The sequence below is a fragment of the Brooklawnia propionicigenes genome (genome assembly GCF_030297015.1).
Lineage (GTDB): Bacteria > Actinomycetota > Actinomycetes > Propionibacteriales > Propionibacteriaceae > Brooklawnia > Brooklawnia propionicigenes.
Genome location: NZ_AP028056.1, coordinates 1,854,904 through 1,872,446 on the forward strand (window position 1 = coordinate 1,854,904; position 17,543 = coordinate 1,872,446).

Sequence of the window (17,543 nt, forward strand, 5' to 3'; positions counted from 1 at the left end):
GGGCCGCCGACTATGCTCGCAGACGCTGAATTCAATACTTCAGTGGAGGAATCATGGCTCAGATCCGTAAGCATCGTCCGCGCACCAGTTCGATCGGTGACCAAGTGCGCGCCAGCGTGGACTCCGGCCCACGCCCGATCGTCCCCGGCGAAGAGTACGATCCGTTCTTCGAAGAGCCGGACGATACGGCCGGCGAGGCTGCCGGCGGTTTCGAGATCACTGCGTCGGCGGCGACGGTGGTCAGCACGGGCGGCTGGTTCACTCTCGATTCCGATGCGATGGCTGCGATGCTGGCGAGCCCGGCGGCGACAACGGCCGCCGATGACTCGGACGAAGCCGACGAGGATGACCTGGACGAGGACGACTTCGCCGCCGATGACTCCGATGAAGTCGACGAAGACGATCTGGACGAAGACTAGGCCGGGTTGTCCTTGGCGCGCGCCCGCAGGGCATCGATATCAAAATGTGATGCCTCTGCCGGGTCGATCTGATCGGCCTCGGCTTCCCAGGGGTCGATCACCGGGGGAAGCTGCTCGCTGAGCGGATCGTCCTGGAAGCCGAGCGAGGGATCGTACGGGTTGGCCAGCGTCCGCACGCCAGGCCCCATCGAGATCATCGCCTCGTCCGGCAGGTTCGCCAGTACGTCACGGATGTAGCCCTGGGCAGCTTCCAGCAGCGGCACATCGCGGTGCTCGCGCTGGGCTTGATACCAGCGGTAGTCCAGCAGTTCGTGGTAGATCTGCGCCGGATCGCGTTTGCCCATCATGTCGGTCGGGATCGAATTGACTACCGGCTCGAAGAAGTCGGTCAGCCACCGGTGGGCGGCGACCGCCTCGTCCAGCCCCTGAAGCCCGCGGCGCATGCGGTAGGTGTCGAGATCATTGAGCAGCCGGCGAGCCTGGTTCTCCTCGGTGTCCAGCCCGGTGAGCCGCAGCAGCCGGCGGGAGTGGTGGCCGGCGTCCACGACCTTCGGCTGGATGCGGACGGTCCGGCCGTCGGCCGAGGTGTTGATGTCGAGTTCGGCGATGTCGAAACCGAGCGCGTTGAGCCGGCGGACGCGGCCCTCGATGCGGTGCAGCTCGGAGCCGCTGAACTCCTCGGCGCCGGTCAGCTCGTTCCAGAGCTCGTTGTAGCGTGCATCGATGGTCTCGACCATGGTGAGCGGATCCAGCGACTCGTCGAGCAGCCCGCCAGCCTCGAGGTCGCAGAAGTCGCCGAAGATGTTGACCCGGGCGATCGACAGATCGTGCTGGCGCTGGCCGTCGGTCAGCTTGTCGTGCAGTTCACCGGTCTCGGCGTCGACCAGATAGGCGGCGAACTCACCGGCGTCGCGCCGGAACAAGATGTTCGACAGTGAGACGTCGCCCCACATCAGTCCGATCAGGTGCAGCCGCGCCAGCAGCACGACCATGGCGTCCAGCAGCCGGGAGACCGTCTCATTGCGGACGCCGGGGGTGAACAGCGACCGGTAGGGCAGCGCGAACTGGAGGTGTTTGGTGAGCAGGATCGGATCGAGGGGCTGGCCCTCGGCGTCGCGGCGGGCGCTGATCACACCGACCGGCTCGACCGCCGGCGTCTGTAGCCGGCCCAGATCGTGCAACAGCCGGTATTCGTGCAGGGCCAGATCCTCGTTGACTTCCTTCGCGGCGAGCACTTCGTCGCCGACTCCGATGAACCGCACAACATGGCGTGAGATGCCTCGGGGCAGCGCGACGAGATTCTCTTCGGGCCAATCGGCCAACGGCGTATCCCACGGAAGCGGGAGCAACTGCACGTTCGGCGTGGCGGACAAGAACCTGGGCACGCCCTCCAGCCTACTGATCGACCTTGAGAGCTCGCTCCAGGCCGTCGCGCACGTCCGCCACCAGATCGCCGGCCGGCTCGATGCCCGCCGACAGTCGCAGCAGCGCCGGGGTGATGCCGGCGGCCAGCTGCACCTCGGGGGTCATTGAGGCATGGGTCATGGACGCCGGATGCGCGATCAGCGATTCGACCCCGCCCAGCGATTCGGCGATGTCGAAGACCCGCAGGCCCCGGCAGAAGGCGGTGGCGCCGGCCAGGCCGCCGACGACCTCGAAGCTGATCATCGAACCGAAGCTGTCTTGCTGGCGGGCCGCGATCTCGTGACCCGGGTGCTCGGCCAGTCCGGGGTAGTAGACCGCCGTCACCGCCGGATGGCCGGCCAGTGTAGCCACGATCTCGGCGGCGTTCGCGTCGTGGACGCGCACCCGCGCGTCCAGGGTGCGCAGCCCGCGCAACGCCAGCCAGGAATCGAACGCCCCCGCGGTGACCCCGATGACATTCGCCCAGAACTTCAGATGCTCACCGAGATCCTCGTCCGCGGCGACGACGGCGCCGCCCACCACGTCGGAGTGGCCGTTGATGAATTTCGTCGTCGAATGCACGACCACATCGGCGCCGAACTCGATCGGGCGCTGCCGCAGCGGCGAGCAGAAGGTGTTGTCGGCCACCGCCAGCGCGCCCGCGGCATGCACCGTCTCGATGGTCGGTTGGAGATCGACCAACCGCAGCAGGGGATTGGACGGGGTTTCGATCAGGACCAGGTCGGCCGGTGTCTCCAGCGCGGCGGCCAGCTCCTGCGGGTCGGTCTGATTGACGTAGTCGACCGTGAAATGACCGAGCCCGGCCAGATGATTGAGCAGCCGCCAGGTGCCGCCGTAACAGTCGTGCGGGGCGACGACGCGTCCACCGGCCTTGACCAGCGCGGTGAAGCACAGTGTCAGCGCCGACAGGCCCGACGACGTGATGACGCCGGTGGCGCCGCCCTCCAAGGTGGCGATCGCCTCACCCAGCAGGTCGCGGGTCGGGTTGCCCGAGCGGCTGTAGTCGTACCTGGGCGGGTTGTTCAGCCCCGCGAATGCGTAGTTCGTGCCCAGATAGATCGGGGGCACGATCGAAGAGAACGCGGTATCGGAATCGAGACCGGCGCGAAGTCCGCGTCCGAGCTGGGAGATCGTCGGGTCCATGGCTGCCAAGATAGCGCTCCGACCGACCACGCAGAGCAATGATCAGCGGGGCTCCCGTTGCCGAGAGCCCCGCTGTTTGCCACTAAGTACCGCCTTGGCAGACCGGCCGGTGGCGCTGTGCGTCCGCGGCCGTCTGCTCTGGATCGATGAGGAACCGATCAGGAAAGGCGGGCTCCTGTTTCGGTGTCGAAGACATGCACCGCGGCCGGATCGACGCGCAGGTTGACGGCATCACCGCGCGTCGGTGGGGTCCGGGTGGTGACGCGGGCGACGATCTGCGGTTCGTTGCCGGCCAGCGCGGCGTCCTCGTTCTCGGTGAGGGTGCCGTACAGGTAGGAGTCGGCGCCGGTCTCCTCGACGACCGAGATGTGCATGCCGATGCCCGTGTCGCTGGACAGTTCGAAGGATTCCGGACGAATGCCGACGATCACCGTGTTGCCGGTCGCCTTGTCGAGCACCGCGCGGTCGATCGGGATGACATGACCGGTGACCGACGCCCCACCATCGACGATGTCGGCCTTGATGAGGTTCATCGCGGGTGAACCGATGAAGCCGGCCACGAAGAGGTTAGCCGGGCGATCGTAGAGCACCAGCGGGTTGTCGACCTGCTGCAGCAGGCCGTCCTTCATGACGGCCACCCGATCGCCCATCGTCATGGCCTCGACCTGGTCGTGGGTGACATAGACGGTGGTGACTCCCAGCCGCGACTGCAGGGCCGCGATCTGGGTGCGGGTCTGGACGCGCAGCTTGGCGTCCAGGTTCGACAGCGGCTCGTCCATCAAGAAGACCTGAGGATTACGGACGATCGCGCGACCCATCGCGACGCGCTGACGCTGGCCACCCGACAGGTTCTTCGGCTTGCGGGCGAGTAGTTCGGTCAGGCCGAGCAGGGTTGCTGCCTCCTGCACACGGCGATCGCGCTCGTCCTTGGCGACGCCCTGCATCTTCAGCGCGAAGCCCATGTTGTCGGCGACGGTCATGTGCGGATACAGCGCGTAGTTCTGGAAGACCATCGCGATGTCGCGGTCTTTGGGGGGCAGGTCGGTGACGTCCCGATCGCCGATCCATACCGAACCCGAGTTGACCTCCTCGAGCCCGGCGAGCATTCGCAGTGAGGTCGACTTGCCGCAACCTGAAGGGCCGACGAGCACCATGAACTCGCCGTCACCGATTTCGAGGTTCAGGTGATTGACTGCGGGGTGATCGGCTCCGGGATAGATGCGTACTGCTTCTCGGAAACTGACTGTGGCCATGCCTGTGCCACCATCCTTTCTATGGGCAGGAACGTGCCCAACGATCCGTGGTAGAAGGACGAAGGACTACCTCGTCCTCCCGGACAGGATGCCATGGTTGCGGGGTATTGCAAAGTCGTTTCGCATATCGAATCCGTGCCGGCGGCGCGGGAGGGGCGGATCAGATGGGTTCGGCCAGCCAGGTGATCAGCTGCCAGCGTCCGTTTTCGCGGATGAAGACCCGCAGATTGTCGAAGATCTGGACGGCCTCGGGGTCGGCCAGCGCCCATTTCTCGACGGTGCAGCGGGCGGTGGCGCGGTAGCGTCCGTGCAGTTCGAGATCGAGCATCGTGGTCTGGCGTTTGGCGCCGGTGGCCAGGCCCGAGATGAAGTCGGCCTTGGTCGACAGGGGGCCGCTGGGGCGGCGCATGGTGAACCGTTCGTGCAGCAGGTGCTCGAACCAGGCCTTGTCGGCGTCGGATTCTGCCTGCCCTATTCGTTCGTTGATCTGCAGCAGTTCGGCGAATGCCGTGGTCTGATCGCTCATGGAGTCAGCCTAGAGGTTTGGGACGGTCCAGCCGTGCACGAGTGCCAGGTAAGCTCGCTGGGTGGCTGATGAGCGTCCGACAGAGATCTCCCGGCACGACGAGCCTGTCGACCCGGTTGACGCCGGCGCGCTGCCCGGAGAAGCGGTCCGGCCCGATGCGGCCGGTGACAAACAGCCCGAGCGCGAATGGTGGGACGATCCGGGTATGCCGTGGCGGCGTAAGCCGACGCGCACCGATATCGCCTGCATGTCGTGGATCGGCTTCCTGGGTCTCTTCAGCCTCGCGATGTTGCCCTTGCGGGCGTGGCTGCTGGGTTCACCCGACCGGCTGCCCTGGCTGGTCGGGCTGCTGGGTTCTCGATCGGGTACCACGCTGCTCGGGTCGGTGGTCCGGGTCGGAACCGATCTGCCGTTCGTCTGGCCGATCCTGCTGGGCACGTTGATGTCGATCAAGCTGGACTGGACGTACTGGTGGGCCGGCAAACTGTGGGGACGCGGCATGATCGAGGTGTGGGCCGGCAAGTCGCAGCGCGCCGCACGCAACTACGCCCGGGCAGAACGCTGGGCCAACAAGCTCGGCTGGGTGGGCATGTTCGTCGCCTATGTGCCGATTCCATTGCCGCTGACCGCGGTCATCTTCGTGCTGGCCGGGGCACAGGGGATGAGCTGGAAGAAGTTCATGATGCTCGACTTCGCGTCCTGCCTGCTGTGGCTGATCGGGTTCTTCTCGTTCGGCTATCTGGTTGGGGAGCCGGCGGTCAAGGTGCTGGAGTTCTACAGCAAGTTCGCCAACTACGTCGCCATCGCGCTGGTGGTCGCCGTGGTCGCGCTTACCTTCATGCGCAGTAGCCGCAAGGGCTGAGATTCTCAGGGTTCTCCCGGGCATCCCCCGAAATGCCGTGTCAATGGCGTAAACATGCTGAGAGTTGGCTTAACGTTTTCCCATGGGAACCCCACAGAGTCAGACTCCGAACCACAGGCGCCGCAGAGCACTGGAGAGCGTCGGGAAGCTTTGTACCCTCGTGATCGGCCTGCCGGTATTGTTTGCCGCCCTGCAGATGAACGCGCCATCGGAGCTGCCCGTCTGGGTTGCGGGACTGGTCACCCTGGCCAGCGGAGTGATCGTGTCGGTGCTGTTCACCCGACGCCAGCAGCAAGCTGTCTCGGACGCTGATCTCCAGTTGGAGCGTGCTTAGTTTGCTCATTTTGCGATCGGGCCGGATTTCGCGCAGGGGCGTCGTCCGGGCAGAATAGTCAAGCGCCTTTCTTGGGCGCACGCCTCCGTAGCTCAGCGGCCAGAGCACCCGCCTTGTAAGCGGAAGGTCGAGGGTTCGACTCCCTCCGGGGGCTCTGTTCCGTCAGCTGTGTTTCATCAGTTGTGTGCCATCAGTCATGTGCCATTGGCTCTGTTCCAGCAATCCTCCGCCAGTTCGCTCGCCGTCGGTACTAGGCGCTCGCCGTTCATCCCAAACGCTCGCCGTCGGTACTAGGCGCTCGCCGTAGAGCAGTTTGCTTCCGTTGGAACGCGAGCGAACTCACTTATGGCGAGCGAACTGGACGAGGGATGGGGCAGACGCTCGCCGTCGGTACAAGGCGCTCGCCGTCCGTACAAACCGCTCGCCGTAGAGCAGTTCGCTTCTGTTGGAACGCGAGCGAACTTACTTATGGCGAGCGAATTGGACGAGGGGCGGGGCAGACGCTCGCCGTCGGTACTAACCGCTCGCCGTCGGTAGCAAACGCTCGCCGTAGAGCAGTTTGCTTCTGTTGGAACGCGAGCGAACTCACTTACGGCGAGCGAACTGCACGGCGAGCGGGGTGGACAGCCAGCGAACTGGGCCGGTGCCGATGGACCAGGCCAGGGATCAGGCGTCCAGGCCGGTGGCGGTCAGGAAGCCCTGGCCGTTGCCGCTGACCTTGGCCTGGCAGCCGGCCTCCAGGAAGGCCGCCTGGCCGTGCTTGAGAACGAGTCCGTCCTGGCCCTGGGAGACACCGATCTCACCGCTGGTGGCCAGCAGTATCCGACCGGACAGCTCGCCGGGCAGTTCGATCATGCGTCCGGGGACGAGGTCGAGCCGCCAGCACACGAACGCGCGCTCGTCGGTCGGGTAGCGCCACAGTCCGGGCAGCTCCTGCTCGGGCAGCATCGCCGGGATCGGCTCGGTGGTGAAGGTCACGACCTGTGCCAGCGCGGACGGGTCGATGTGCTTCGATGTGAGGCCACCGCGCAAGACGTTGTCGGAGTTGCCCATCACCTCCACGCCGGTGCCGCTCAGATAGGAGTGTAAGACCCCCGGCTGCAGGTAGAGGGCTTCGCCGGGCTGCAGAGTGTGCCGGGTCAGCATCAGCGCCGCGAGCAGGCTCGGGTCGCCGGGGAAATGCTCGTCCAGCAGCACTGCGGTGCGCGCGAACTCGCCCAGCTCGCCTTCGTCGTCGGTGTGGTTGACCGCAGCAGCCACCACATCGGTGACCGCTGCCTTGAGGTCATCGTCCAAGACCAGGCAGTTCATGAAAACCTCGGCCAGCCCGGCTCGTCCGCCCCGGTGGCGCAGCGGCGCGAAGACCTGCTCGGACACCGGGCTGATGCCCAGGCGCGAGAAGAGTGCCGAAGTCAGGGCGGGATCGCGGAAACCGGCCAGGGCATCGAACTGAGTGAGCGCGACAATCAGCTCGGGCTTGTCCCATGGGTCCTTGAAGGTGCGCTCGGGCGCGTCGAGTGGGATGTCGGCCTGGTTCTCACGCTCGAAACCCGCCCGCGCATCCATCCGGTTCGGATGCGCCTGCAGGCTGAGAGGACGCCCGGCCGACAGCAGTTTCATCAGGTACGGCAGATGCCCGCCGAACTCCAGCCGGGCCGAATCACCGACCAGGCACGGGTGTTGCTTGATGGCCTCGTCGAGCCGGAGATGGCCATCGATCGTCGCGGGATCGCTCGGGTGCGCGCCCAACCAGTATTCCGCCAGCGGACGTCCGTCCGGGTGAATGCCTAGAATGGCGGGAATCGCGTCGGGCGATCCCCAGTCGTAGCGCTTGATGCTTCCGGTCAGCGGATGCATCCCACCTCCCTGTATAGATACGTTCCGCCTTGCACAGGCTGCCGCCGATGGGGTGACGGCTGCGCTTGTGTGACCAAGCAATCACCCATCCTACTCATCGCGTCCGTGTCACGGCCATTCGGGTTGCCGCCAGGAGCCACGCTGAGCGCCGATCTGTGCGACCCGAGCATCGGCCAGCAAGCCGCCCGAGCATCGTCATTCAAGCCGCCCGAGCACCGTTGTGCAAGCTACCCGAGCGCCGAGGCCCAGCGTCCGGACACCGATGCGCGCAGGTAATCACATCGGTGTGATTCCCGGTTGTAGAATCGCCGCATGGTCGAAGCAGCGCACAATCTCAATCCGCAGGCCCGGTCGTTGACCGAGCGCGAGATGGCCATCCTGGATTTCGAGAAGAGCTGGTGGCAGGCCCGAGCTCCCAAGGAAACCGAGATCCGGGAGCGATTCAACCTCTCGGCGGCGCGCTACTACCAGCTGCTCAATGCGCTGATCGATCGTCCCGAGGCTCTCGAACACGACCCATTGCTGGTCAAGCGGCTCCGCCGGCTGCGCGAGCAGCGCCAGCGCACCCGCTCGGCCTCCAGGCTCGCCAATCGCTGATGATTCAGGCCTTCCGGTCCGGACGAGGTCGCTCTCCGGCTACCGGATAGCCGCCGCTGGCAAGATCGGCCCTCACTTCGAACACATTGGACGCGTACCCGGTTCCGGTGCGCCACTTCGACCACGCCGCGGCGGCCAGATAGCACGGCAGGAACGGCAACCCGAGGAAGACCGCCCACTGCGTGGCATGCGCCGCCTCGTGCTCCACGATCCTGGGATGCCGAGCCAGCAGCCGGTCGATCGTGCCACCGGGGACGATCACCACGCAGCCGATGGTGAACGCCCCGGCAACCGGAAATCCCAGACGATAGCCTTCGGCGATCCACAGGCCGGCCGGACCTCGACGCGGACGCGCGCGTCCTGCCAGTGCCACGGCGAAGCCCAGCGGCGTCGACAGGTTCACCCAGTTGGCGATCGCGCGCAGCTGGTGGTTGCGGCTGGTGGCCATGGGTTCAGCCTATGGCCTGCCTGTTGGCCGCCCCGATTGTTTGCACTCTCGGGGCCCGAGTGCTAATAATGAATTTGGCACTCCAACACGAGGAGTGCCACCGCTTCGAGTCGTGGTGCGGGTGAGACCTTCAGGTCGTCCGTCGCGGGCATCGGCAGCCATGAGTCGTAGCGACCACTAGACAACCAACGGGGCCTGGCCCCTGATGCCAAAGGATTTTCCACAGAACCATGGCAAAACTCATTGAATTCGACTCGGAAGCCCGTAAGGCTCTCGAGAAGGGCATGAACACCTTGGCCGATGCCGTCAAGGTCACCCTTGGGCCGAAGGGACGCAATGTCGTCCTGGAGAAGTCGTGGGGCGCCCCCACGATCACCAACGATGGCGTGTCCATCGCTAAGGAGATCGAGCTTTCCGATCCCTTCGAGAAGATCGGCGCTGAGCTGGTCAAAGAGGTCGCCAAGAAGACCGACGACGTTGCCGGAGACGGCACCACGACCGCCACCGTTCTCGCTCAGGCGATGGTGCACCAGGGGCTGCGTAATGTGACCGCCGGCGCCAACCCGATCGAGTTGAAGCGCGGCATCGACAAGGCCGTGACCGCGATCATCGCTCAGCTGGCCGCCATGTCGACCGAGGTCGAGACCAAGGAGCAGATCGCTCAGACTGCCTCCATCTCCGCCGGCGACTCCAGCGTCGGCGAGATCATCGCCGAGGCCATGGACAAGGTCGGCAAGGAAGGCGTCATTACCGTCGACGAGTCCAACACCTTCGGCATGGAGCTCGAGCTCACCGAGGGCATGAACTTCGACAAGGGCTACATCTCCGGCTACTTCGTAACCGATCCGGAGCGCATGGAAGCCACCCTCGAGGATCCCTACATCCTGATCGTGGACGGCAAGGTCTCCTCGTTGAAGGACCTGCTGCCCGTGCTCGAGAAGGTGCAGCAGACCGGCCGTTCGCTGCTGGTCATCGCTGAGGACGTCGATGGCGAGGCCCTGGCCGGCCTGGTCGTCAACAAGCTGCGTGGCACCTTCAAGTCGGTCGCCGTCAAGGCTCCGGGCTTCGGCGATCGCCGCAAGGCCATCCTGGCCGACATCGCGGTGCTCACCGGTGGCCAGGTCATCAGCGAGACCGTTGGTCTGTCGCTGGACCACGCCGAGCTCGACATGCTCGGCCGGGCCCGCCTGGTGACCATCACCAAGGACGACACCACGATCGTCGAAGGCGCCGGCGACAAGGAGCAGATCCAGGGCCGGATCAAGCAGATCCGCACCGAGATCGAGAACTCCGACTCCGACTACGACCGCGAGAAGCTGCAGGAGCGGCTGGCCAAGCTGGTCGGCGGCGTCGCAGTGATCAAGGTCGGCGCTGCGACCGAGGTCGAGATGAAGGAGCGCAAGCACCGCATCGAGGACGCCGTCCGCAACGCGAAGGCTGCCGTCGAAGAGGGCGTGCTGCCCGGTGGCGGTGTGGCCCTGATTCAGGCCGCCAAGAACGCCAACCTCGAGGGCCTCAGCGCCGACGAGCAGATCGGTGCGCAGATCGTGCTGTACGCAGCCGCCGCGCCGCTGAAGCAGATCGCCGCCAACGCCGGTCTCGAAGGCGGCGTCGTGGCTGAGAAGGTCAGGAGCCTTCCGGCCGGCGAGGGCCTGAACGCGGCCACCGGCGAGTACGTGCATATGGTCAAGGCCGGCATCCTGGATCCGACCAAGGTCACCCGCTCGGCACTGGCCAACGCGGCGTCGATCGCCGGTCTGTTCCTGACCACCGAGGCTGTTATCGCCGACAAGCCCGAAAAGGCTCCCGCGATGCCCGCCGGTGGCGACGAGATGGGCGGAATGTACTGATCCGCGATCAGTCCTGATTGCCTCAGTAGGGGGACGGTTCCTTCGGGAGCCGTCCCCCTCCTGCATGCCCGTCCCCGCGTCCACCGGCCGCCGCCGGGTCTTGGTCGGAGTGCGGTGGAGGTGCGCGCGGCCGACGAGCCCGAAGCCCGGGGGTGTCGCGCGTCGGTCTGCGCGCTGACAGTGCATCATGGTGACATGTCTGGCCTGTTGGAGGTGGTCGTCCTCACTGCCGACGATGCCCGGCGCGCGGAAGAAGGCGGCGCCGACCGGCTGATGATGGTCGGCGAGCTGACCGGGCAGGGACGCTGCCCCGAACCGGCAGCGTTCCGGCGTGTGCGGGACGCCTGCACGATCCCGATCCGGCCGCTGCTGCGGCTGCGCGATGGCTACCGGTCCGACGGTGGCGAAGTGACCCGGCTGCGTGGGCTGGCGTCGAACTACCTGAGCGACGGCGCCGAGGGCTTCGTCCTCGGATTCTTGGATGGCTACTCGCAGGTCGACACCGAGATCGTCGCGGCGTTGACCGACGACGGCTACTGGCCGTGGACCTTCGACCACGCGATCGACCGCTGCCTCGACATGGACGAGGCCTGGGCGCGGTTGAGGGGTATGCGCGGACTCGATCAGATCCTGACCGCAGGGTCCAGCCGCGGCCTGGAGATCGGGTTGGACGATCTGGTCTTGCGGGCCCGAGCCGATCCCGAGGATGCCCGGCTGATCCTGGCCGGCGGGGGACTGGTGCCCGAGCATGTCGCCTGGCTGAGCCGGGCCGGGGTGCGGGCCTTCCAGGTGGGTCCCCAGGTGCGCACCGGAGGCTCGTTCGCGGCCGACGTGGATCCGTCGCTGGTGCGCGGCTGGCGAATCCTGCTGGACTCCGAGCATGTCCGGCGGGCCAGCTAGCTGGAACCAACCTGATGGTCGGGCAAGCCGGTCGGCAGGCGTCGCCCCCGGGACGTCAAAGGTGCGGGTCGGACGCGCCGTGGACAGCGGCAGTCTCGGCTTCGGCATCGAGTGCTCCACGATGCACAGGCTGGGCGATGGTCAGGCGGCCGCGGCTTCGCGTCTAGCCTGGACCCATGAACAATCCAGATCGTCGCCCGATGGTCGCGGTTCCGCCGCCTCAGCGCCGCGTGCGCAGGCGTCAGGCGGCCCGGGTGGTCGTGCGTGCCGAAGGACGTGTGTTGCTCGCTTCCGATTGCGATCCGGGTATCCCGGGGTCGCAGTGGTGGGTGACTCCGGGTGGCGGTCTGGACATCGGTGAGAGCTTCGCGCAGGCGGCCGCCCGCGAACTGGCCGAGGAGACCGGTCTGCTGGTCGATCCGGGCGATTTCTTCGGGCCGGTCGCCCGCCGAGTCGTGCATCATGGCTACTCGGATCAGGTTCTGGTGCAGCGGGAGGACTTCTTCGTCCTCGATCTGCCGGCTCGCTATGAGCCGGACACCGCCGGGTTCACAGCCGAGGAGAAGGTGACCATGGCCGCCGGATTCGGATGGTTCACCGTGGCCGATCTGGTGGGTAAGATCGTCTGGCCCGTCGAACTGCCCCGCCTGATCGCGGCCACGATCGCCACCCAGCTCATCGATTTCGGGGATGTCGAGGAGTCCACCGTCCCGGTGCGCCTAGGCCATCGCTGAGCAGATCGGACTTCGGCGCGGGACTCGGGGCGTCGCTCAGTTCCTCTGCTCGAGCGGCGGGTCGTTGATGACGACGGGCTCCAGTGTCTGTGCCGAGATAATCCTGCCGGTCGGGACTGTCAGCCGTGCTCCGGCCCGGCGCACCAGATAGGCCGAGCCGTGTGCCACGAAAAGCACCCGGACGATCGCGCTGGTCAGCGTCCCGTCTTCTTCGGCGTACGCCAGCTGCACCCACAGGTCACTCTGGGCGGCTGTGTCCAAGACCGGACGCCAGTCCGTGGACTGCCGTTCGCCGAACGCACCAGCGGCCCCCGCCGGCCGGCGATCAGTGCTCGCCGCCTGAACGCGAGGCAACGCGGGACGTTCGCCGTTTTCGTCGAAGATCCGCCCGCCCCGCAATACCAGGGCGACCTCGCGCGGCAGGATCACGGTGCGCTCATCGACGGGACGCAGCAGTCGCAATGCCAGCAGCCGGTCGATCGGGGAGGCGGCGTCCGGCCAGGTCACCGCGCGTTGCGCGTTGCCGACCGTGCCTTGGGGTGGACCCCAGACCAGCCGTTCGAGGACCCGGCGGTCGTCGTCGCCTATCCGGCCGAGCGCCTCGGTGATGGTGGCCTCGTCCAGTGGTTCGGCGCTGATCGGCGCAAGGCCTGCCGGGAATGGCCCCAGGGCCCGCGCCACCGCATCGGTGACCGCCATCCCGGTCTGCGTGATAAGGCCCTGACGACGCAATTCATCGGCAACAGCTGCCACATCGAGGGCTTCGAACTCGGGCAATGCCGACGGGTCGGCACCGGCCGCGAGCGCCACCAGCACCCGCAACTCGTCCTCGCCGAGCCGGGCAAGCGTGTGAGCGGTCGCGGCCGACGAAGCGTCCGAACCCACCGCTAGTACCGCCGCTGCGGTTTGTTACGCATCGTGATGGCCAGCCCGACCAGGCAGACGAAGCAGAGCAGCCGCGCCGTGCTCTGCAACTGGTCGATATAGAAGTAGCCCTGGAACCAGAAGAAGGCCACCACCAGCGTGAAGGCGGCACAGACCAGCAACATGATCCGCCCGGGCACATTGTTGGTCGCGGCCAGGATGCCCGCACCCAGCAGCGCCCACGGCGCCAGCCCACTCCACAGCATGCCGACGAACAGCAGCCCGATCAGCCAGCCGGTGATCTGGGGAACCTCCTGAGCGGGCGGTCGACTGGGGCCGCCGGGCGCCGGGTAGTAGCCGTCTTGGGAATACGAGCCCGTCGCGTACGGATTCGGTCCATAGGGCGACGGCGCGGGTGCATACGGATTGGCCGGATAAGGGGACGGCCCGGTCGGATAGGGCGACTGCGCGACCGGACGCATGGTCTGCGGGCCGGCCGGCGGTGCCCCAACGCCCGGCTGTGCCCCTGCGCCCGGCGGTGCCCCAACGCCCGGCTGCGGCTGAGCGGTGCCGACCGGAGCGGGCCAGGGCTGGGCTCCGACGGGCAGGCCTGAAGGCGGCGGCAGCGAGCCGAGTTGCTGGGGGCTCAACGCAGTGTCCGGTTCGGACGCCGCATTGAGCGCATCGCTGGTCGCGCTGCCCGGAACCGGCTGGGTCGGGTCCCAGGCACTGACCGCCTCGGGCGGCAACGCATCGAGCAGCGGTTCGTGTGGGTCGCGCCGATCGGCGGGGGCAGGGGCAATCTGGTCCAGCGGCGCCACCTGCTGTGCCGGCGGGGCGAAATCCTGCGGCGGTGCCACCGGCCCAGGCGTCACCGCGCGCGGCGGCTCGGACGTCGACAGCGGGGGAGCCGCCGGGCTGGCGAAGCCGAACGGCTGGCCGGGCTGCTCGTCCTCACCTGCCAAGAAAGTCGAAGTCACCTGCGTCATGGCGTCCAGTCTAGAAGCCCGGACGACAACCCTGTCGGTGCTCGCGCTGGGCGGAAGAGCCCAGATCGGATCAGGCCGCGGTGGGGCCGTGCTGGTTCTGCCCCCAGCTGGGTGCGCGCCGATTGCTCAGACAGGTATCCTGTGATGGACGCGGGTTACCCTACCCGTGCCGAATGCGAGTAATGAGAGAGGTTGCGGTGCCCAGCGGCAAGGTGCGTTTCTACGACGCAGACAAGGGCTTCGGCTTCATCGCCAAAGACGGCGGTGGCGACGTATACGTACGCGCCGACGCTCTGCCCCAGGGAGTGACTGCGCTGAAGACCGGCCAGAAGGTCGAATTCGGCTTGATTCAAGGACGCAAAGGTGAGCAGGCACTGTCGGTTCAGCTGGTCGAGTTGCCGCCGTCCCTGTCGAAGGCTTCCCGCAAGAAGCCGGAGCAGCTCGCGGTGATGTTCGAAGATCTGATCAAGGTGCTGGATGCCCTCGGCAACGGCTACCGGCACGGACGATATCCCAACGCGCAGCAGTCGGCGAAGGTGGCTGGAATGCTGCGGGCCGTTGCGGATGAGCTGGAGCTATGAGCGAAATAGACCAAATAATCGCGGATTCCCTCGACGCGGCTCGAGACGCGGCTGTCGAGGCGGCCGGTGATTTCGGCGTCGGCGACTACCTCGGCAGCAAGGTCGAGGCCGGTGCTCGGCAGGCGACGCATCTGTTCGACTGCCCGCATCCCGGCTACTACGGCTGGCACTGGGCGGTGACGATGACTCGTGCCTCGCGCGCCCGTTACGCCACGGTCAACGAGGTGGTCCTGCTGCCCAGCGACGAGTCGTTGCTGGCCCCGGTGTGGGTGCCGTGGGCCGAGCGGCTGATGCCCGGTGATGTCACCCCGGGCACGCTGCTGCCGACCCCCGACAACGATCCCCGGCTGGAGCCCGGCTACGGCGGCGGCGAGCTGGCCGCCGACAGCGATCCGGCCGAGTGGGCCCAGACCCGCGCGGTGGTCAGCGAACTCGGACTGGGGCGGGAGCGCGTCCTGTCACCGATCGGACGCGAAGAGGCCGCCGAACGCTGGCTGGATTCGGACGCCGGACCCGGCAGCCCGGCCGCCAAGCAGGCGCCCGGACAGTGCGTGACCTGCGGCTACTTCGTCCGGCTGGGAGGATCGCTCGGACGCCTGTTCGGCGCCTGCGCCAACGAATACTCCCCCTACGATGCGCGGGTGGTCTCGATCGATCATGGCTGCGGCGGCCATTCTGATCTCGTTGCGGACGAGCGGGTCGCCCGCCTGCCGGAGCCGGTCTTCGACACCATCAGCATCGACCACTCGCTGTTCGACTGACCGTATTGCTCTACGGAGCAGATCGCTCGGCTGATCGTCGTGTTCGACTGACCAGATCGCTCGGCTGATCGTCCGCGTCGGTCACCGTCGCACGCCGTGGAGAACGATCACGGTGTGGGTGCAGGAATGCCGTGTGCTGCGTCCTTGGCGCGTTTCTTGCGTCGCCAGGCGCAATAACCGATCGCGATGAGTCCGATCCCGATGCCGGTCAGGGCGACCGTGTACCACCAGTCGGGGACCCCCCAGCGGACCCGTGCCAGTTGCAGGGCGACGTAACCGACGACGAAAAACGCCGTCCCGATAGAGAAGACCCGCACCCCATCGTCGGGAACCGGCTTCACCGGCGCCTGTTGCAGGCGTTCTTCCAGCGAACGCTTAGCAGATTCCTGACTTGTTACAGGCGGATTATCGGTCATGGACCCTATCTTATGGACAGTTTCCACATGTTTAGCATGACGCTATGACCACCACATCGGCACAGGGTGCTCCGATCGCCAGCGGCGATCAACAGAAATCAGGCTTGGACCGTTGGTTCGAAATCACTCAAAGAGGCTCATCTGTTTCCCGCGAGGTGCGCGGCGGCTTGGTGACCTTCTTCACTATGGCCTACATCATCGCGCTGAACCCGCTGATCGTCGGGACGGCAACCGACAAGAACGGCAATCTGGTTTCGGGTGCACCGAAATTCACCGATGCTGCCCAGACGATCGTCGACTCGGCCGCGGTCGGCCAGTCGATCGCGATGGTGGCGGCAGCAACTGCCCTGGTGGCAGGGCTGATGACGATCCTCATGGGTGTCGTCGGACGCTTCCCGATCGGCATCGCGACGGGCCTTGGCCTCAACGCGATGCTCGCCTACGTGGTCGCGCCGCAGATGACCTGGCCGCAGGCGATGGGACTGGTGGTCTGCGAAGGCATCCTGGTCACCATTCTGGTGCTCACCGGCTTCCGTGAGGCGGTCTTCCGCGCGGTGCCGCCGAGCCTTCGCACCGCGATCAGTGTCGGTATCGGCCTGTTCATCACGTTCGTCGGCCTGGCGGATGCGGGCATCGTTCGCCCCGGCAGCCCCCTGGTGCAGTTGGGCGTCAACGGCTCGCTCGTCGGCTGGCCGATCTTCGTCTTCGTCGCGACCTTCGTGGTGCTGGCGGTGCTGTACATGCGTAAGGTCCGTGGTGCCATGCTGTGGGCTATCTTCGGCGGCACGGTGCTGGCCGTGATCTTGGAGGCCGCTGCGAAGATCGGTGCGGTCTCGCCCGACCATGCGACCGGCTGGGCGCTGAACGTTCCGGCGTTCCCGGGCTGGCAGGCGTTCGCCAGCCCCGATCTTTCGCTGCTGGGCAAGGTCGACGTCTTCGGTGGTTTCGCCACTGACGGCACTGTGACGGTGGCCAGCGTGCTGACCGCGTCGATGCTGGTCTTCAGCCTGCTGCTCGCCGACTTCTTCGACACCATGGGCACGGTCGTGGCGGTCGGTGCCGAGGGCGGCATCCTGAACAAGGCCGGCGAGCCGCCGCACCTGCGCGAGATCCTGCTCGTCGACTCGCTGGCCGCCCTGGCCGGCGGTGCCGCCTCGGTCTCCAGCAACACCAGCTATGTCGAGTCGACCGCCGGTGTCGCCGAGGGTGCCCGGACGGGCATCGCGTCCATCGTCACCGGCGTCGGCTTCTTGGTGGCGCTGTTCATCACCCCGATCGTCAACATGGTGCCTTCCGAAGCCGTCGCCCCGGTGCTGGTGGTCGTCGGCTTCCTGATGATGACCCAGGTCACCGAGATCCCGTGGAGTGATATCGAGATCGCGCTGCCGGCGTTCGTCACGATCGCCTTCATGCCGTTCACCTACTCGATCACCGTCGGTATCGGCGCGGGCTTCATCATGTTCGTGGTGATGAAGATCTTCCAGGGCAAGGCTGCCAGGGTCCACGTGCTGATGTGGATCGTTGCGGCGCTGTTCGCGATCTACTTCATGCAGGGCCTGATCACCGGCGCCTTCGCCTGATCAA

General features: G+C 66.4%; 19 protein-coding genes and 1 tRNA gene. 11 read left to right on the forward strand and 9 right to left on the reverse strand.

The features are described from left to right. Positions 1–53 precede the first annotated feature (53 nt). Complete coding sequence (locus QUE25_RS08385) at positions 54–419, forward strand: hypothetical protein (protein WP_286263966.1); 366 nt, start codon at positions 54–56, stop codon at positions 417–419. Here QUE25_RS08385 and QUE25_RS08390 read toward each other — a convergent pair. The 4 genes from QUE25_RS08390 to QUE25_RS08405 form a co-directional block, all read right to left on the reverse strand. Next, positions 416–1,804, reverse strand: a complete 1,389-nt coding sequence (locus tag QUE25_RS08390; RefSeq protein WP_286263968.1) for a DUF4032 domain-containing protein — start codon at positions 1,802–1,804, stop codon at positions 416–418. The genes QUE25_RS08385 and QUE25_RS08390 overlap by 4 nt on opposite strands. A 10-nt stretch (positions 1,805–1,814) precedes the next feature. Beyond that, on the reverse strand, positions 1,815–2,987 hold the full coding sequence (gene metB / locus QUE25_RS08395; protein WP_286263970.1) for a cystathionine gamma-synthase: 1,173 nt from the start codon (positions 2,985–2,987) through the stop codon (positions 1,815–1,817). A 158-nt stretch (positions 2,988–3,145) separates the two neighbouring features. Then, positions 3,146–4,240 carry an ABC transporter ATP-binding protein gene (locus QUE25_RS08400; RefSeq protein ID WP_286263973.1) on the reverse strand — a complete coding sequence of 365 codons (1,095 nt, stop codon included), beginning with the start codon at positions 4,238–4,240 and terminating at the stop codon, positions 3,146–3,148. A gap of 160 nt (positions 4,241–4,400) precedes the next feature. Then, positions 4,401–4,766, reverse strand: a complete 366-nt coding sequence (locus QUE25_RS08405; protein WP_286263975.1) for a nuclear transport factor 2 family protein — start codon at positions 4,764–4,766, stop codon at positions 4,401–4,403. A gap of 61 nt (positions 4,767–4,827) precedes the next feature. Between QUE25_RS08405 and QUE25_RS08410 the strand changes: the two genes are divergently transcribed. The 3 genes from QUE25_RS08410 (at position 4,828) to QUE25_RS08420 (ending at position 6,116) form a co-directional block, all read left to right on the forward strand. Then, positions 4,828–5,628, forward strand: a complete 801-nt coding sequence (locus QUE25_RS08410) for a DedA family protein (protein ID WP_286263977.1) — start codon at positions 4,828–4,830, stop codon at positions 5,626–5,628. A 196-nt stretch (positions 5,629–5,824) separates the two neighbouring features. After that, positions 5,825–5,962 (forward strand): hypothetical protein, encoded by a 138-nt coding sequence (locus QUE25_RS08415; protein ID WP_286263979.1) that lies wholly within the window; start codon positions 5,825–5,827, stop codon positions 5,960–5,962. A gap of 81 nt (positions 5,963–6,043) precedes the next feature. Then, positions 6,044–6,116: transfer RNA gene (locus QUE25_RS08420), tRNA-Thr, on the forward strand. Between the two features lie 512 nt (positions 6,117–6,628). Here QUE25_RS08420 and manA read toward each other — a convergent pair. Continuing rightward, on the reverse strand, positions 6,629–7,819 hold the full coding sequence (manA, locus tag QUE25_RS08425) for a mannose-6-phosphate isomerase, class I (RefSeq protein WP_286263980.1): 1,191 nt from the start codon (positions 7,817–7,819) through the stop codon (positions 6,629–6,631). 312 nt (positions 7,820–8,131) lie between these two features. Between manA and QUE25_RS08430 the strand changes: the two genes are divergently transcribed. Then, the gene (locus tag QUE25_RS08430) at positions 8,132–8,416 is read left to right on the forward strand and encodes a DUF3263 domain-containing protein (protein ID WP_286263982.1); all 285 of its coding nucleotides are present in this window, start codon (positions 8,132–8,134) and stop codon (positions 8,414–8,416) included. 4 nt (positions 8,417–8,420) lie between these two features. Here QUE25_RS08430 and QUE25_RS08435 read toward each other — a convergent pair whose 3' ends face one another. After that, complete coding sequence (locus tag QUE25_RS08435; RefSeq protein ID WP_286263984.1) at positions 8,421–8,864, reverse strand: hypothetical protein; 444 nt, start codon at positions 8,862–8,864, stop codon at positions 8,421–8,423. Between the two features lie 230 nt (positions 8,865–9,094). Here QUE25_RS08435 and groL point away from each other — a divergent pair, with 230 nt between their 5' ends. The 3 genes from groL (at position 9,095) to QUE25_RS08450 (ending at position 12,348) form a co-directional block, all read left to right on the forward strand. After that, a complete protein-coding gene (gene groL, locus QUE25_RS08440; protein ID WP_286263986.1) occupies positions 9,095–10,714 on the forward strand; it encodes a chaperonin GroEL in 1,620 nt (539 codons plus the stop codon). 195 nt (positions 10,715–10,909) lie between these two features. Beyond that, positions 10,910–11,614, forward strand: a complete 705-nt coding sequence (locus tag QUE25_RS08445) for a copper homeostasis protein CutC (protein ID WP_286263988.1) — start codon at positions 10,910–10,912, stop codon at positions 11,612–11,614. A 176-nt stretch (positions 11,615–11,790) separates the two neighbouring features. Next, positions 11,791–12,348, forward strand: a complete 558-nt coding sequence (locus QUE25_RS08450; RefSeq protein ID WP_286263990.1) for an NUDIX hydrolase — start codon at positions 11,791–11,793, stop codon at positions 12,346–12,348. 36 nt (positions 12,349–12,384) lie between these two features. Here the strand turns inward: QUE25_RS08450 and QUE25_RS08455 are convergent, their stop codons facing one another. Together QUE25_RS08455 and QUE25_RS08460 are read right to left on the reverse strand one after the other, a co-directional pair. Further along, complete coding sequence (locus QUE25_RS08455; RefSeq protein WP_286263992.1) at positions 12,385–13,233, reverse strand: hypothetical protein; 849 nt, start codon at positions 13,231–13,233, stop codon at positions 12,385–12,387. A 2-nt stretch (positions 13,234–13,235) separates the two neighbouring features. Next, positions 13,236–14,201 carry a hypothetical protein gene (locus QUE25_RS08460; RefSeq protein WP_286263995.1) on the reverse strand — a complete coding sequence of 322 codons (966 nt, stop codon included), beginning with the start codon at positions 14,199–14,201 and terminating at the stop codon, positions 13,236–13,238. Positions 14,202–14,398: 197 nt separating this feature from the next. On the opposite strand from QUE25_RS08460, the gene QUE25_RS08465 reads away from it, so the two are divergent. Together QUE25_RS08465 and QUE25_RS08470 are read left to right on the forward strand one after the other, a co-directional pair. Beyond that, a complete protein-coding gene (locus QUE25_RS08465) occupies positions 14,399–14,782 on the forward strand; it encodes a cold-shock protein (protein WP_286268525.1) in 384 nt (127 codons plus the stop codon). After that, positions 14,779–15,543: a DUF3027 domain-containing protein gene (locus QUE25_RS08470; RefSeq protein WP_286263997.1), complete on the forward strand. Its 765-nt coding sequence runs from the start codon at positions 14,779–14,781 to the stop codon at positions 15,541–15,543. The genes QUE25_RS08465 and QUE25_RS08470 overlap by 4 nt, the downstream gene beginning before the upstream one ends. A gap of 107 nt (positions 15,544–15,650) precedes the next feature. Here QUE25_RS08470 and QUE25_RS08475 read toward each other — a convergent pair whose 3' ends face one another. Beyond that, complete coding sequence (locus tag QUE25_RS08475) at positions 15,651–15,959, reverse strand: hypothetical protein (RefSeq protein WP_286263999.1); 309 nt, start codon at positions 15,957–15,959, stop codon at positions 15,651–15,653. A gap of 44 nt (positions 15,960–16,003) precedes the next feature. Here QUE25_RS08475 and QUE25_RS08480 point away from each other — a divergent pair, with 44 nt between their 5' ends. Continuing rightward, positions 16,004–17,539, forward strand: a complete 1,536-nt coding sequence (locus QUE25_RS08480) for an NCS2 family permease (RefSeq protein ID WP_286264001.1) — start codon at positions 16,004–16,006, stop codon at positions 17,537–17,539. The last annotated feature ends 4 nt before the right edge of the window (positions 17,540–17,543 follow it).

Bases quoted from the DNA above. Each gene is read 5' to 3' on its own strand.
- groL (WP_286263986.1), top strand. From the start codon at position 9,095: ATGGCAAAACTCATTGAATTCGACTCGGAAGCCCGTAAGGCTCTCGAG.
- QUE25_RS08445 (WP_286263988.1), top strand. From the start codon at position 10,910: ATGTCTGGCCTGTTGGAGGTGGTCGTCCTCACTGCCGACGATGCCCGG.
- QUE25_RS08430 (WP_286263982.1), top strand. From the start codon at position 8,132: ATGGTCGAAGCAGCGCACAATCTCAATCCGCAGGCCCGGTCGTTGACC.
- QUE25_RS08450 (WP_286263990.1), top strand. From the start codon at position 11,791: ATGAACAATCCAGATCGTCGCCCGATGGTCGCGGTTCCGCCGCCTCAG.
- QUE25_RS08460 (WP_286263995.1), bottom strand. From the start codon at position 14,201: ATGACGCAGGTGACTTCGACTTTCTTGGCAGGTGAGGACGAGCAGCCC.
- metB (WP_286263970.1), bottom strand. From the start codon at position 2,987: ATGGACCCGACGATCTCCCAGCTCGGACGCGGACTTCGCGCCGGTCTC.
- QUE25_RS08475 (WP_286263999.1), bottom strand. From the start codon at position 15,959: ATGACCGATAATCCGCCTGTAACAAGTCAGGAATCTGCTAAGCGTTCG.
- QUE25_RS08435 (WP_286263984.1), bottom strand. From the start codon at position 8,864: ATGGCCACCAGCCGCAACCACCAGCTGCGCGCGATCGCCAACTGGGTG.
- QUE25_RS08400 (WP_286263973.1), bottom strand. From the start codon at position 4,240: ATGGCCACAGTCAGTTTCCGAGAAGCAGTACGCATCTATCCCGGAGCC.
- QUE25_RS08480 (WP_286264001.1), top strand. From the start codon at position 16,004: ATGACCACCACATCGGCACAGGGTGCTCCGATCGCCAGCGGCGATCAA.
- QUE25_RS08385 (WP_286263966.1), top strand. From the start codon at position 54: ATGGCTCAGATCCGTAAGCATCGTCCGCGCACCAGTTCGATCGGTGAC.
- QUE25_RS08415 (WP_286263979.1), top strand. From the start codon at position 5,825: ATGAACGCGCCATCGGAGCTGCCCGTCTGGGTTGCGGGACTGGTCACC.
- QUE25_RS08470 (WP_286263997.1), top strand. From the start codon at position 14,779: ATGAGCGAAATAGACCAAATAATCGCGGATTCCCTCGACGCGGCTCGA.
- manA (WP_286263980.1), bottom strand. From the start codon at position 7,819: ATGCATCCGCTGACCGGAAGCATCAAGCGCTACGACTGGGGATCGCCC.
- QUE25_RS08405 (WP_286263975.1), bottom strand. From the start codon at position 4,766: ATGAGCGATCAGACCACGGCATTCGCCGAACTGCTGCAGATCAACGAA.